Annotated in this window: 1 pseudogene; it reads left to right on the top strand. The window is 67.2% G+C overall.

Annotated elements, in window-relative coordinates:
• Positions 1-317: pseudogene (locus ID132_RS12910) on the top strand (IS3 family transposase); the annotation flags it as partial.

The following is a 317-nucleotide window of genomic DNA, read 5'->3' as shown; positions in this document are numbered from 1 at the left end:
CAGCCCTACTACCGGTGGCTGAACGCACCCATCCCTGAAAGCGAGGTGGTGGCTGCTTACCGCGCCAACGCACTGTTCGACGCCCACAAGGATGATCCGGAGTTCGGGCACCGGCTGCTCGCCGACGAAGCCCGTGAGGCCGGCCAGGCGATGGCCGATCGCACCGCGTGGCGGCTGTGCCGCTCAAACCGGTGGTGGAGCAAGTTCGGGAAGAAGAAGGGCAAGAACCAGCGTCCAGGCCCCGCCGTCCACGACGACCTCGTCAAGCGCGACTTCTCCGCCCGGGCGGCCAACGAGCTCTGGCTGACCGACATCAC

Origin of the sequence: Gulosibacter sediminis (genome assembly GCF_014904065.1) — a bacterium.
Classification (GTDB): Bacteria; Actinomycetota; Actinomycetes; order Actinomycetales; family Microbacteriaceae; genus Gulosibacter; species Gulosibacter sediminis.
The sequence above is the reverse complement of the archived record's forward strand: the minus strand, read 5'-3'. Positions and strand labels throughout refer to the sequence as shown.